Source organism: Micromonospora sp. NPDC003776, assembly GCF_053605645.1.
Map to the genome: position 1 here is coordinate 1 of NZ_JBSGJR010000134.1, position 12,945 is coordinate 12,945.

Sequence of the window (12,945 nt, forward strand, 5' to 3'; positions counted from 1 at the left end):
CGCGGGGCGGGCGGGGCTTCGCGCAGCGCGTCCGGGCCGAACGACTCCTCGATCCGGGCGACGATCGCGGCGAGGTCGATGCCGATCTCGCGCAGCGCGGCGGCGTCCGCCTCGCCGAGGCCGTCGACGCCGCCCGCGGTGTGCCGGGCCACCGCCGCACGCAGCTCCTCGGCCCGGATGCCGCCGGCCGAGAGCACCCGGACGGCCAGGTTGTCGCCGTCGGCGAGCACGCCGAGCAGCAGATGCTCGGTGCCGACCGGACGCCGGCCCTCGGCGCGGGCCTCGTCGACCGCGTGCCGGACCACGCTCCGGGCCCGGTCGGTGAACCGTTCGAACATCACGCCTCCCAGCTTCCTCGGACCGCCGGTCGCCCGGCGTGCTTCTTGTGGACCGCCTGGCGGCTGACCTCGAGCGCGTCGGCGATCTCCTGCCAGGACCAGCCCTGCCGTCGGGCGTTGTCGACCTGGACCACCTCGAGCCGCTCGAGCAGCCGGCGGAGGGCGAGCACCGCCCGGAGCCCGACCTTCGGGTCGGTGCTGCCGGCGGCCGCCGCGAGTTCCGTCGCCTGACTCATGCTGTCAACATAGGTTGACAGCATGAGCCTTGTCAACCCCGGTTGACAGGAAACACGAACTCCGTAGCGCCGGACGCCGGCCCTCCCGGTGCTACGGTCCGCTGGTGTTCCGCCGTCGCCCCCTGGACCACCCCGTCGAGGCCGCCCGCCGGCTGGCCGCCGGGCGGTTCACCCTGGAGATCGCCGGCGGCAGCGTGGTGGGGCACCGCTACCCGGAGAACTTCGACGTGCTGCACCTCGACCCGGAGCTGCCGCTCGCGGCCGTCGCCGACGGGATGGGCGACGGCGAGGGCAGCCGGGTGGCCGGCACCACCGCGATGGAGACCTTCGTCGACCAGCTCCGCGCCGGCTGGCCCGCGGTCGACCCGGCCGCGCTGCACGCCGCGACGGCCGAGGCCCAGCTCCGGGTACGCCGCGCCGGGGCGGCCGTCGCCGGGCTCACCGGTTGCACGCTCACCGCCCTGGTCGCCGAGCCCGAGAACGGCCAGGGATGGCTGGTCCAGCTCGGCGACTCGCGGGCGTACCGGCTGCGGGACGGGCTGCTGGAGCTGATCACCGTCGACCACACCATGGCGTGGCTGGGCGTGCTGCACGGCTGGTGGCCGGCGGACTCCCCCGAGGCGGCCCGGGCGCGCTACCAGCTGCTGCGCTACGTGGGGCACCCGGACAAGCCCGAACCGGACCTGCTCGCCGTGCCGCTGCGTACCGGCGACACCTGGCTGCTCTGCACCGACGGGGTGAGCGACCAGCTCGGCTACCACCGGCTGCGGGACCTGCTGGCCGCCCGCCGGGACCCGGCGCGCACCGCCGAGGCCCTGCTCGCCGCCACCCTCGACGAGGGCGGCGACGACAACGCCACCGCGGTGGTCGTCCGGGTCCACCCCGCGCCGCCGGCCCCACGCTGACCCCGGTTCGGCACGCGGTTCCTCGATGCGGTGAACCGGCCCCAGTTCCGCTGACCCGACCCGGGCCGGGCCGGGCGCTGACTACCGTGGGTGAGGTGAACGCGGTCGGGAGGTGAGGCGGGATGGCCGCACCCACCCGCGGCGCGGTGGTGGTCGGCGTCGGCCGGTCGGACGAGGACCTCCAGGTGGTCCGGACCGCCGTCGGCGAGGCCGCCGCGCACGGCCGTCCGCTGCACCTGCTGCACGCCTTCAACTGGGCGGCGGCCCTGGAGACGCCCACCGTCGGCGCGCCCCGCGACGCCGCCGAGGACCTGCTGGAACGGGCCGGGCAGGTGGCCTCCGCCGCCGAGCCGGCCGTGCCGGTCAGCGGCGAGATCGTCGAGGGCTCGCCGGTCGAGGCGCTGATCCGGGCGTCCGACTCGGCGTTCCTGGTGGCGCTCGGGGACGGCGGGATGTCCGACTGCCCGACCTGCGTGCCGGCCGACGCGCCCGCCGTGCAGCTCGCCGCCCGGGCCGGCTGCCCGGTGCTGATCGGCCGTGCCACGCCGCCGCCGCAGGGGCCGCTGCTGGTCGGGTTCGACGGCTCGGAGAGCGGCCGGGCCGCGCTCGGCTACGCCTTCGACTGCGCCGAACGGCGGGCCGCCCGGCTGCTCGCCATCCATGTCGTCGAGCACCAGCACCCGGAGGAAGACCACCTGCTCGACCAGGCGGTGGCCCGGTACGGACCACGGCACCCGGCGGTGGCCGCCGAGTGCCACACCATCCGCGGCGACCCGGCCGCCGTCCTGCTCGACCAGTCCCGCTCGGCGCAGGTGGCCCTGGTCGGGGCGCGCGGCGACGAACCGTTGCGCGGCATGCTCGGCGCGGTCAGCCAGACCCTGCTCTACCACTCGCCCGCCCCGGTCATCGTCGTTCGTGGACTGGACCCGGAACCCGAGGAGGGGTCGTGACGCCCGCGTCCCCCGGGACCAACGGCCCTGATCGATTCCGGTCGGAGCGACGAGGCTGGACCTGGCCGGGCGGAAAACCCGCCGCCCGGGTGGCAGAAGACCCCGAGCCGCGAGAGGCTAATGCAGCATGGACACCGCTCTCGACCTGCACAGCCCACTGACCGAAGACGAGCTGCGCCGGCTTGACGCCTACTGGCGAGCGGCCAACTACCTCACCGTCGGGCAGATCTACCTGCTCGACAATCCGCTGCTCCGCGAGCCGCTCAAGCCCGAGCACGTCAAGCCGCGCCTGCTGGGGCACTGGGGCACCAGCCCCGGCCTCAACCTCCTCTACGCGCACCTCAACCGGGTCATCGTCCACCGGGACCTGTCCGCCATCTTCGTCACCGGCCCGGGCCACGGTGGGCCCGCCCTGGTGGCCAACACCTGGCTGGAGGGCACGTACAGCGAGCTCTACCACCACATCCCCCGCGACGAGACCGGCATGCAGCGGCTGTTCCGCCAGTTCTCCTTCCCCGGCGGCATCCCCAGCCACGTGGCGCCGGAGGTGCCGGGTTCCATCCACGAGGGCGGCGAGCTGGGGTACGCGCTGAGCCACGCGTACGGGGCCGCGTTCGACAACCCGGACCTCCTGGTGGCCTGCGTCATCGGCGACGGCGAGGCGGAGACCGGGCCGCTGGCGGGCAGCTGGCTGTCCAACGTCTTCCTCAACCCGGCGCGGGACGGGGCGGTGCTGCCCATCCTGCACCTCAACGGCTACAAGATCGCGAACCCGACCGTGCTCGACCGGATACCCGGCGAGGACCTGCTCGAGCTGATGCGCGGCTACGGCTACCAGCCGTACGTCGTCGAGGGTGACGACCCGGCGCGGGTGCACCAGTTGCTCGCCGCGACGCTCGACCGGGCCGTCGGGGAGATCGCCGAGATCCAGCGCCGGGCCCGTTCCGGCGGCCAGATCGAGCGCCCCCGCTGGCCGATGCTGATCCTGCGGACGCCGAAGGGCTGGACCGGGCCGAAGGACGTCGACGGCAAGCCGGTGGAGGGCACCTTCCGCGCCCATCAGGTGCCGATCGCCGAGGTGCGCGACAACCCGGCGCACCTGGCCGAGCTGGAGCGCTGGCTGCGCAGCTACCGGCCGGAGGAGCTGTTCGACGCGACCGGCGCCCCGGTCGCCGAGCTGACCGCCCTGCCGCCCCGCGGCGACCGGCGGATGAGCGCCAACCCGGTGGCCAACGGCGGCCGGCTGCTGCGCGACCTGGACCTGCCCGACTTCCGGGACTACGCGATCGAGGTGAAGAAGCCGGGCGAGCCGATGGCCGGCGCGACCGGCGCCCTCGGCCCCTGGGTACGCGACGTGATCGCCCGCAACCCGCAGACCTTCCGCCTCTTCGGCCCCGACGAGGTCGCCTCCAACCGGCTCGGCGCCGCGTTCGAGGTCACCGACCGGACGTTCGTCGGCCGCGAGGTCCCCGGCGACGACCACCTCTCCCCCGACGGCCGGGTGATGGAGGTGCTCTCCGAGCACCTCTGCGAGGGCTGGCTCGAGGGCTACCTGCTGACCGGCCGGCACGGCATCTTCACCAGCTACGAGGCGTTCATCCACATCGTCGACTCGATGGTGAACCAGCACGCCAAGTGGCTGAAGGTGACCCGGCACATCCCCTGGCGGGAGCCGATCGCGTCGCTGAACTACCTGCTCTCCAGCCACGTCTGGCGGCAGGACCACAACGGCTTCTCCCACCAGGACCCCGGCTTCATCGACCACGTGGTCAACAAGAAGGCCGAAGTGGTCCGGGTCTACCTGCCGCCGGACGGCAACACCCTGCTCTCCACCATGGACCACTGCCTGCGCAGCCGGCACTACATCAACGTGGTGGTGGCCGGGAAGCAGCCGGCGCCGAACTGGCTGACCATGGACGAGGCGATCCAGCACGCCCGCCGCGGCCTGGGCATCTGGGACTGGGCCAGCACCGACGAGGGCAGCGAGCCGGACGTGGTGCTCGCCTGCGCCGGTGACGTGCCCACGCTGGAGACCCTGGCCGCCGCCGACCTGCTGCGCCGGCACCTGCCCGACCTGAAGGTGCGGGTGGTCAACGTGGTCGACCTGATGCGCCTGCAGCCGCCGTCGGAGCACCCGCACGGCCTGCCGGACAACGAGTTCGACACCATCTTCACCCGCGACAAGCCGGTCATCTTCGCCTACCACGGCTACCCGTGGCTGATCCACCGGCTCACCTACCGCCGGACCAACCACGAGAACCTGCACGTGCGCGGCTACAAGGAGGAGGGCACCACCACCACCCCGTTCGACATGGTGATGCTGAACGACCTGGACCGCTTCCACCTGGTCATCGACGTCATCGACCGGGTGTCGGGGCTCGCCGCCCGCGCCGCCCACCTCCGCCAGGAGATGGTCGACACCCGCCAGGCCTGCCGCGACTACACCCGCCGGTACGGCGAGGACGACCCCCGGGTCGCCGAGTGGCGCTGGATCCGGGAGACCGAGCCGGGCCTGCGGAGCGGGCAGTGACCGCCGAGGAGATCCTGGTCGGCTACGACGGGTCGGCGGACTCGTCGGTCGCCCTGGACTGGGCCCTGGACGAGGCGGGCCGCTCCGGCCGCCCGGTCCGCCTGGCGTACGTCTTCGAGTGGCTCACCGTGGCCGGCTGGATCGGCCCCGGGGTGGCGCCGGGCATCTGGCCGGACGAGACCGCGCGCCGGCAGGTGGAGGACCTGGTCCGGAAGGCGGCGGCGGACGCCGCCGCCGACCGGCCCGGGCTGACCGTGCAGGGCGAGGTCTTCGACGGCCCGCCTGCCCTGGTGCTGCAGGAACGCTCCGCGGAGGCGGGGATGCTGGTGCTCGGCAGCCGGGGGCACGGCGGCTTCGGCGGGTTGCTCGCCGGCTCCACCGCCGTCTCCGTCACCGCCCACGCGCACTGCCCGGTGGTGGTGGTGCGGGACGGGCAGGCCGTCACCTCCGGCCCGGTCGTGGTCGGCGTGGACGGCTCGGAGACGTCGTTGCGGGCGCTCGGCTTCGCCGTCGAGCGGGCCGCGCAGCGGGACGTGCCGCTGCGGGTGCTACGGATCTGGGAGCCGCCCGGCGATCGGTGGGTGCCCCCGGGCTTCGACCCGGAGGAGGTCACCGCCACCGAACGGGCGGCCGCCGAGGCGGACGTCGCCCAGTGGCGGGAGACGTTCGCCGACGTGCCGGTGGAGATCCGGGCCACCCCGGGCAACCCGGCCGCGCTGCTCGTCGAGGCGAGCCGGGAGGCCCAGCTCGTGGTGGTCGGCACCCGGGGCCGGGGCGGACTGCGCGGGATGCTGCTCGGCTCGGTCAGCCAGCAGCTCATCCACCACGCGCACTGCCCCGTCGCGGTGGTCCGGGAACGCTGAGCGCGAAGGAAGGGCCCCCTGTTAACGGATTCCGTGGTACAGGGGGCCCCTTTTAACACCGCGGCGCGCCAGCCGACGCCGGCCGTCACCGGCCGGGGGCGGCCGGCCCCTCCTCGGGGTTGAGCGAGAAGTAGTCCTCCTCCTCCTGCGCCAGGTGCAGGCGCAGCACGGCGTCCAGGCCGTACAGGGCGGCGAGCAGGTCGGGCACCTCGTCGCGGCGCAGCCGGCCGTCCGGGTGCTGGGCCAGGTGGCCGCCGATCCGGTCCACCAGCCGGCTGATCTCCACGTGCGCCCGGCTCATCGTCGAGGTCGCCTCGTCGCTGCCCAGCGGCCCGGCCAGCGCCGGGTAGAGCTGCTTCTCCTCGGCCGCCTCGTGCGGCAGCACGTCGTCGACCAGCCGCCGGTGCACGTCCCGTAGGGCCGGTACGCACTCCGCCGCCTCCGGCCTCGTCGCCACCAGGTCGGCGGTGTCCCGCAACCGGTCCAGCACGTCGCGCACCCCGCCGTGCTCACCCGCGTACCGGTCGAGGAGGGCCCGGGTCTCCGGCGGGACGTCCCGGCGGCGCAGGCCGCCCCCGAGGGCCCGCAGCGCGTTGAGGATCACCAGCACGTCGATGCCCTCCTGGAGGAACGCGCCGGCCACCGGGGGCAGCCCGCCGGCCGCGGCCACCACCATCGCGATGACGGCGAGGCCCATCCCGACGGTGGCGCTCTGCACCGCGATCCGGCGGGCGTACCGGGCGATCTCGACGGCGTCGGCGAGCCGGTCCAGCCGGTCCACGGTGAGCACCGCGTCGGCCACGTCGGCGGAGGCGGTCGCCCCGGTCGCCCCCATCGCAACCCCGACGTGCGCCTCGGCCAGCGCGGGGGCGTCGTTGACCCCGTCGCCGACCATCACGGTGACCGCGCGACCCGACTCCTCCTTCACCCGGTCGACCTTCTCCCGGGGCGAGCACTGCGCCCAGACGTCGTCCACGCCGACGGTCTGCGCCACCTGCCGGGCGGTCCGCGGCCGGTCCCCGGTGACCATCACCAGGCGGGTCAGCCCGGCCTCGCGCAGCCGGCGCACGGTGCGCCGGGCGTCGGGGCGTACCGGGTCCTCGAGCAGGATCGCGCCGAGCGGGGCCCGGTCGTCGCTGACCCAGACGGTGGAGCGGCCGGCCAGCTCCGCGCGCTCCCGGACCCGGTGGGCCCACTCCGGCGGCTCGCCGGGCAGCTGACCGACCCGGACCAGGCGGCCGTCCACCCGGCCGGTCACCCCGCGCCCCGGCTCCTCCGTCACGTCGGTCGGCTCGGCCAGCGGCAGCCCCTGCTCGCGCGCCTGCCGCACGAGCGCGGCGGCCAGCACGTGCGGGGAGAGCTGCTCGACGGAGGCGGCCAGCCGCAGCACCTCGTCCCGGTCACCGCCGGGCGCGACCACCGTCTCGGCGGCGCGCGGACGACCGGCGGTGAGCGTGCCGGTCTTGTCCATCAGCAGGGTACGGGCCCGGCCCAGCAGCTCCAGCGAACCGCCGTCGCGGACCAGCACGCCGCGGCGGGCCACCCGGGACAGGCCGGAGACGATCGCGATCGGAGTGGCCAGCAGCAGCGGGCAGGGGGTGGCCACCACCAGCACCGCCACCGCCCGGATGAACTGGCCGGTGACCAGCCACGCCCCGCCGGCCAGCAGCAGGGTGAACGGTACGAAGGCGGCCGCGTACCGGTCGGCCAGGCGGACCATCGGCGCCTTGCGCGCGGTGGCCTCCTCGGCCAGCCGCACGATCCCGGCGTACGTGCTCTCCGCCGCGCTCTTGCGCGCCCGCAGCCCGAAGCCCGCCCCGGCGTTGACCACGCCGCTGGCCACCTGCTCTCCCGCGGCCCGGGTGACCAGCTGCGACTCGCCGGTGACCACCGACTCGTCCAGCGTCGCGGCCTCCTCGACGGTGCCGTCCACCGGCACCACGTCGCCGGGGCCGACCACCAGCCGGTCCCCCACCGCGACCCGGTCCAGCGGCACCACCTCGATCTCCCCGCCCGGGGTACGCCGCCGGGCCTGCCGGGGCGCGCGCTCCAACAGCGCCCGCAGATCGCGGGTGGCCCGGCGCTGGGCGTAGTTCTCCAGCGCCTGCCCGGTGGCCACCATCACCGCGATCACCGCGCCGGCCAGGTACTCCCGGACCAGCAGCGCGCCGATCAGGGCCAGCACGGCGATCACGTCCACCCCGAACTGGCGGCGCCAGAGCTGCTTCAGGGTGGTCCAGACCGCCGGCACCAGGGCGACCAGGGTCACCGCCGCCCAGACCAGCTGGGCCGCCCCGCGCAGCCCGGCGAACCACAGCCCGGCGCCGACCAGCACCGCCAGGGTGAGCAGGACCAGCGGCCCCCATTCGACGGCACCCGGTCGCTGCGCGCCGTCCGGGCCGCCGCGCCGGAGTCGCCGCAGCCAGCCCGTCCGGCGTCGCCGCACCGGCTGCTCCGGCAGGCATTCACGCGGTTCCGCTCCCACCTGCGGATCGTCTCAGCGGCCGCGTGGGGCAGGTAGGGCAAACCCGGGTAATCGCACGGGCCGAAGGGCCCGGACGCGCGGGACGGACAGCGCGTGCGGGCCGCCGGGGGATGCCCGAGGATGGAGCGGCAACCCCGCCCGGTCGGCGCCGGCGTGGGGCACGATGGGGAAAAACAGGAAAGGTCGTGACGATGAGCCACGAGACGCCGGCTACGGACCGTCCGCTGACCACCGCCCTGGCGGAGGCAGCCGGGATGGCCGGCCACGCCCCCTCGGTGCACAACACCCAGCCGTGGCACTGGACGGTGCTGCCCGAGACGCTGGAGCTGCGGGTGGTCCGGGAGCGTCACCTCAGTGTCATGGACCCGGAGGGCCGGCTGCTGGTGGTCAGCTGCGGCGCGGCTCTGCACCACGCCCGGGTGGCGCTGGCCGCCGAGGGCTGGACGCCGGTGGTGGAGCGGCTGCCCGACCCGGACCAGCCGGACCTGCTGGCCCGCCTGACCGGGCTCAAGCACACCGGCGCGGACCCGGACGCGATGCACATGGTGCAGTGCATGCAGGTCCGCCACACCGACCGGCGGCCGGTCAGCGACGAGCCCGTCCCCACCGCCGCCCTCGGCGAGATCGACCGCGCGGCGACCCGCGAGGGCGTCAACCTCCAGGTGCTGGACGACACCCAGAAGATCCAGCTGGCCAGCGCGGCCCAGCAGGCCGCAGCGGTCGAGGCCGACGAGCCGCAGCTGCAGGAGGAGTTGGCCTACTGGACCAGCCGGGCCGGCACCGGCACCGGGCTGCCGCCGGAGGTGCTGCCGCAGGAAGCCCCGCGCACCACCGTCCCGGCCCGCGACTTCGGCCGGCAGGGCACCCTGCCGGTGGGCCCCGGGCACGACCGGGCCGCCGTCTACGGCATCCTCTGGGGCACCGAGGACGAGCCGGACAGCTGGCTGCGGGCCGGCGAGGCGCTCTCCGCCGCCTGGCTCACCGCCACCCGCCTCGGCGTGTCCCTGGTCCCGCTCAGCGGTGTGGTGGAGGTCGAGGCCACCCGGAACGCGCTCCGGCACATGCTCTCCGACCTGGGTTACCCGTACATCTCCATGCGGCTCGGCCTCGCCGATCCGACGCACGCCGGCCCCCCGCACACCCCGCGGCTGGACACCGCCCAGATCGTCGACACCTCGGCGGTCCGCGACTACCTCGCGTAGCGGGGCTCGTCCGGTCCGGCCACCGGGCGATACCATCGCCCGGTGGCCAGCGCACCGAATCCCCGGCACGAGCACGTCACCCCGTCACTGGGCCTGACCCCGTTGTCCCGGGTCCGGCTCGACGAACTGCTCCAGGAGATGCTCGACCGGGTCGGCGAGGTGGTCACCAGCCGGGAGCGGCTGCGGGCCCTGCTCGACGCCGTGGTGGGCATCGGCTCCGACCTCGACCTGCGCAGCACCCTGCAGCGGATCGTGCAGTCGGCGTGCGAGCTGGTCGGCGCGAAGTACGGCGCCCTCGGCGTGATCGGCCCCGATCGGCTGCTGCACGACTTCATCATCCACGGCATCGGCCCGGAGCTGCACGCCAAGATCGGCGAGCTGCCGCACGGCCGGGGCGTGCTCGGCCTGCTCATCGACGACCCGCGGCCGCTGCGCATGCCCGACATCACCCAGCACCCCAAGTCGTACGGCTTCCCGCCCCACCACCCGCCGATGCACAGCTTCCTCGGCGTGCCGGTCCGCATCCGCGACCACGTCTTCGGCAACCTCTACCTGGCCGAGAAGCAGGGCGCGGCCGAGTTCACCGAGGACGACGAGGAGATCGTGGTCGCGCTGGCCGCGGCGGCCGGCGTGGCGATCGAGAACGCCCGGCTCTACGCCCTGGCGCACCGGCGGGAACGCTGGCTGGCCGCCACCGCCGAGATCACCTCGGTGCTGCTCGGCGAGGTCCGCCGCACCGACGCGCTGAGCCTGGTGGCCCGGCGGGCCCGCGAGGTCGCCGAGGCCGAGCTGGCCCTGGTGCTGCTCTACGACGAGGACGAGGGGCAGTTCACCGTCGAGGTGGTCGACGGCGCCGACGAGGCCGCCCGGGAGCTGGTCGGCGCCGTGCTGCCGGCCAACGAGACCACCTTCGCCGGCTCGGTCACCGAGCGCCGCCACGAGCTGGTGGAAAATCTCGCCGAGGCGGCGCCCTGGCCCCGCCCGGTGAGCACCGGGCCGGCGGTGGTCTCCCCGCTGGCCGCGGCGGACGTCCTGCACGGCGTCCTGGTGGTCGCCCACCGGCCCGACCGCGGTCCGGCCGCCGAGGACGACGTCACGCTGCTGGGCAGCTTCGCCGGCCAGGCCGCGCTCACCATGGAGCGGGCCCGCGGCCAGGAGGAGCGGGAGCTGCTGGTGGTCCTGGAGGACCGCGAGCGGATCGCCCGCGACCTGCACGACGTGGTGATCCAGCGGCTCTTCGCCACCGGCCTGCAGTTGCAGAGCGGGGCGATGAACACCCGCCCGGAGGTGGCCAAGCGGATCAACCAGGCCGTCGACGACCTGGACGCCACCATCCGGGACATCCGCCGGACCATCTTCGAGCTGCGCACCCCGATGAGCGCCGCGCTGCGCACCGAGATCCGCGAGGCGATCGAGGTGGCCGCCGAGTCGCTGGGCTACCGCCCCGGCCTGGAACTGATCGGCCCCATCGACAGCGCCGTCCCGGACACGCTCCGCCCCGAGCTCACCGCCGTGCTCCGCGAGGCGCTCTCCAACGCCGTACGCCACGCGCACGCCGACCGGGTGGCGGTGACGGTGAAGGCCGACGCCGGCTGGGTCACGGTCACCGTCGTCGACGACGGGGTGGGCTGCGACCCGGAGGCGGCCCGCAGCGGCCTGGTCAACCTGCGGGAGCGGGCCGAACGGCTCGGCGGCGACTTCCAGCTCAGCCGGGTGATCCCGCACGGTACGGAGGTGCGCTGGAGCGTGCCGCTGCGCGACTGACCGGGCGGGCGGCCCGCCGGGTCAGTGGCTCTTGCCGAGCAGCCGGGTGGCGAGCACCGCCGCCTGGGTACGCCGCTCCAGCCCCAGCTTCGCCAGCACGCTGGAGACGTAGTTCTTCACGGTCTTCTCGGCCAGGAACATCTTGCCGGCGATCTCCCGGTTGGTGAGCCCCTCGGCCACGTACTCCAGGATCCGCCGCTCCTGCTCGGTGAGGCTCTTCAGCTCGCGCGGCTGCTCCACCCCGCTGCGGATGCGCTCCAGCACCCGGGTGGTGATCGCCGGGTCGAGCAGGGACTGGCCGGCCGCGACCCGCCGGACCGCGTCCACCAGGTCGGTGCCGCGGATCTGCTTGAGCACGTAGCCGGCGGCGCCGGCCATGATCGCCGCGAAGAGCGCCTCGTCGTCCTCGTACGAGGTGAGGATCAGACCCTTGATCGAGGAGTCCACGGCGCGGATGTCCCGGCACACGTCGATGCCGTTGCCGTCGGGCAGCCGGGCGTCGAGGATCGCCACGTCGGGGCGGAGCGCGGGGATGCGCCGGGCCGCCTCCTGGGCGGAGCCGGACTCACCGACCACCTCGATGTCGCCGCTGCTGGTGAGCAGGTCGGCAAGGCCACGACGGACGACCTCGTGGTCGTCGAGCAGGAACACCCGGATCATCCGTCCTTTCTACCCCCTCGCCGCCGCGTCGTGCACGGGTCGAAGGTCCCTACCGCGACGCGCCGCGGTGGGTAGACGGGCCCGACCAGGAGGGGACCTCCGGCCCTGCGCGCGAAGCGCCTGGTTGACGCACCGTGGGAGTACACCAACCGGGGGCGGCACGGCCCGTACGGAAGGAGCAGCACATGACCACCGGCTTCACCGTCGAGCAGCTGAAGGCCGCCACCGTCGACGCCGTCCGGGCGCCGTCCCTGCACAACACGCAGCCGTGGCGGTTCCGGCTGCGCGACGGCGGCATCGAACTCTCCGTCGACCCGCTGCGCCGGCTGCCGGCCACCGACCCCAGCGGCTGGGGCGCCCGGATCGCCTGCGGGGCGGCCCTGTTCAACCTGCGGCTCGCGCTCGCCGTCGCGGGCACCCCGGCCAGCATCCGGCTCCGCCCGTACCCGGCCGACCCGGACGTGGTGGCCCGGCTGGTCCCGGACCTGCCGCGCCGTCCCACCCCGACCGAGCAGAGCCTGTACGCGGCCATCGGCCGCCGGTTCAGCAACCGGGCCCCGTTCTGGCCCGACCCGGTGCCCGCCGACGCCCGCTGGCGGCTCGGCGAGGCCGCCCGCGCCGAGCAGTGCTGGCTGGAGCTGCTGATCGGGACCAGCGCGGTGAACGCCTTCGCGGAGATCGCCCGCAGCGCCCACCGGGTGCTGGAACGCGACCCCGCGTACGTGGCCGAACGGGCCGCCTGGATCCGCTCCGAGCCCGCGCCCGACGGGGTGCCGACGGCGGCCGGCGGGCCGCAGAGCGAACCGCAGGACCTGCTGCCGCAGCGCGGCTTCGGCGGGCGCAACCGGGCCCCCGGCCGCGACTTCGAGCCGGAGCCCCTGGTCGCCGTGCTCGGGTCGGCGGGCAACACCGCGACCCAGCGCGGGTGGAACGCGCACCCCGACGGCAGGTTGATCAGGCTCGGCGGGTTGCCCTTGATCGGCACCAGATCCGCGTCCGCGTCACCGTGCAA

General features: G+C 74.9%; 11 protein-coding genes. 7 read left to right on the plus strand and 4 right to left on the minus strand.

The window, feature by feature from the left end; translation table 11 throughout:
- Window positions 1-338 (minus strand): Clp protease N-terminal domain-containing protein (locus ACWEVO_RS13935; RefSeq protein ID WP_452307907.1); only part of this gene is annotated, 338 nt, incomplete at its 3' end.
- The gene (locus ACWEVO_RS13940; RefSeq protein WP_089010418.1) at window positions 338-574 is read right to left on the minus strand and encodes an HTH domain-containing protein; all 237 of its coding nucleotides are present in this window, start codon (window positions 572-574) and stop codon (window positions 338-340) included. The genes ACWEVO_RS13940 and ACWEVO_RS13935, both read right to left, overlap by 1 nt.
- A gap of 104 nt (window positions 575-678) precedes the next feature.
- On the opposite strand from ACWEVO_RS13940, the gene ACWEVO_RS13945 reads away from it, so the two are divergent.
- From ACWEVO_RS13945 to ACWEVO_RS13960, 4 genes are all read left to right on the plus strand, one after another.
- Window positions 679-1,479 carry a PP2C family protein-serine/threonine phosphatase gene (locus tag ACWEVO_RS13945; protein ID WP_452307908.1) on the plus strand — a complete coding sequence of 267 codons (801 nt, stop codon included), beginning with the start codon at window positions 679-681 and terminating at the stop codon, window positions 1,477-1,479.
- 122 nt (window positions 1,480-1,601) lie between these two features.
- On the plus strand, window positions 1,602-2,429 hold the full coding sequence (locus ACWEVO_RS13950) for a universal stress protein (RefSeq protein WP_452307909.1): 828 nt from the start codon (window positions 1,602-1,604) through the stop codon (window positions 2,427-2,429).
- A gap of 127 nt (window positions 2,430-2,556) precedes the next feature.
- Entirely contained in the window at window positions 2,557-4,959 is a 2,403-nt protein-coding gene (locus ACWEVO_RS13955; RefSeq protein ID WP_452307910.1) for a phosphoketolase family protein, read from the plus strand.
- The gene (locus ACWEVO_RS13960) at window positions 4,956-5,822 is read left to right on the plus strand and encodes a universal stress protein (protein WP_452307911.1); all 867 of its coding nucleotides are present in this window, start codon (window positions 4,956-4,958) and stop codon (window positions 5,820-5,822) included. The genes ACWEVO_RS13955 and ACWEVO_RS13960 overlap by 4 nt, the downstream gene beginning before the upstream one ends.
- Window positions 5,823-5,907: 85 nt before the next feature.
- Here the strand turns inward: ACWEVO_RS13960 and ACWEVO_RS13965 are convergent, their stop codons facing one another.
- Window positions 5,908-8,307 carry a heavy metal translocating P-type ATPase gene (locus ACWEVO_RS13965; protein ID WP_452307912.1) on the minus strand — a complete coding sequence of 800 codons (2,400 nt, stop codon included), beginning with the start codon at window positions 8,305-8,307 and terminating at the stop codon, window positions 5,908-5,910.
- Window positions 8,308-8,498: 191 nt separating this feature from the next.
- Between ACWEVO_RS13965 and ACWEVO_RS13970 the strand changes: the two genes are divergently transcribed.
- Both ACWEVO_RS13970 and ACWEVO_RS13975 read left to right on the plus strand, forming a co-directional pair.
- Entirely contained in the window at window positions 8,499-9,509 is a 1,011-nt protein-coding gene (locus tag ACWEVO_RS13970; protein ID WP_452307913.1) for an Acg family FMN-binding oxidoreductase, read from the plus strand.
- A 93-nt stretch (window positions 9,510-9,602) separates the two neighbouring features.
- Window positions 9,603-11,273 (plus strand): GAF domain-containing protein, encoded by a 1,671-nt coding sequence (locus ACWEVO_RS13975; RefSeq protein WP_452307915.1) that lies wholly within the window; start codon window positions 9,603-9,605, stop codon window positions 11,271-11,273.
- Between the two features lie 21 nt (window positions 11,274-11,294).
- On the opposite strand, the gene ACWEVO_RS13980 is transcribed toward ACWEVO_RS13975, so the two are convergent.
- The gene (locus ACWEVO_RS13980; RefSeq protein WP_046565573.1) at window positions 11,295-11,933 is read right to left on the minus strand and encodes a response regulator; all 639 of its coding nucleotides are present in this window, start codon (window positions 11,931-11,933) and stop codon (window positions 11,295-11,297) included.
- Between the two features lie 185 nt (window positions 11,934-12,118).
- Between ACWEVO_RS13980 and ACWEVO_RS13985 the strand changes: the two genes are divergently transcribed.
- Window positions 12,119-12,945, plus strand: an 827-nt coding sequence (locus tag ACWEVO_RS13985) for an Acg family FMN-binding oxidoreductase (protein WP_452307914.1), incomplete at its 3' end; no start/stop codon positions are given.